The 670-nt window shown below is 65.1% G+C and carries 1 protein-coding gene; it reads left to right on the top strand.

Features of this window, described 5'->3' with window-relative positions; translation table 11 throughout:
- On the top strand, window positions 1-670 hold a 670-nt coding region (locus A3730_RS20925; protein ID WP_156501283.1), incomplete at both ends, for a lipopolysaccharide assembly protein LapB.

The following is a 670-nucleotide window of genomic DNA, read 5'->3' as shown; positions in this document are numbered from 1 at the left end:
GCAACACGGCAGCGGCCAGCCGGCATCTGGACCGGTTACTCAGCGCCCACGGCGAAGAAGCCTTGGGTCGCCTGGTGACTCAGGCCCGCGGCCTGGACGCACAGGGCAACCTGCAACTGGTCGAAGCCCTGGCCCAGCTCACCGATCGCTACCCGGATCAGGCGCCCCTCTGGTACGCCCGCGCCCTGTGGCTTGAACATGAGAAGCAGCCCGAACCGGCCCTGGACGCCACCGAGCGCGCCCTCAAGTTAATGCCGCGCCATGAAGATGCCCTGCTCCTCAAGGCGCAGCTGCTCTACGAAACCGGCGAACCGAAAAAGGCCCTGCGTCACCTGAAAAAACTGGTCCGCAAATACCCGCAAGCGCGCCGCCCCCGCATTGCCTACGTTCGCATGCTGCTGGCCACCGGCCAGCTGGAACAGGCTGGCGAGCAGCTCACCGTGATGGCGGAGCAAAATCCACAGGATCTGGACCTGCGCTTCTCGCTGGCCCTGCTTGCCCTGGAAGCCGGCGCCAGTGAAGCCGCCGAGACCCAACTCAACGTCCTGCTCGCCCGGAACTATCGCCCCGACGATATTCATCTTTATCTGGCCCAGGCTGCCGAACAGAAGCTGGACATGGACGGCGCCATCGATCACTACCTGAAAGTCGGCGGCCCCCAGGCCATCCG

The organism is Alcanivorax sp. HI0044 (genome assembly GCF_001634945.1).
This window is presented reverse-complemented; position numbering and strand designations above follow the sequence as displayed.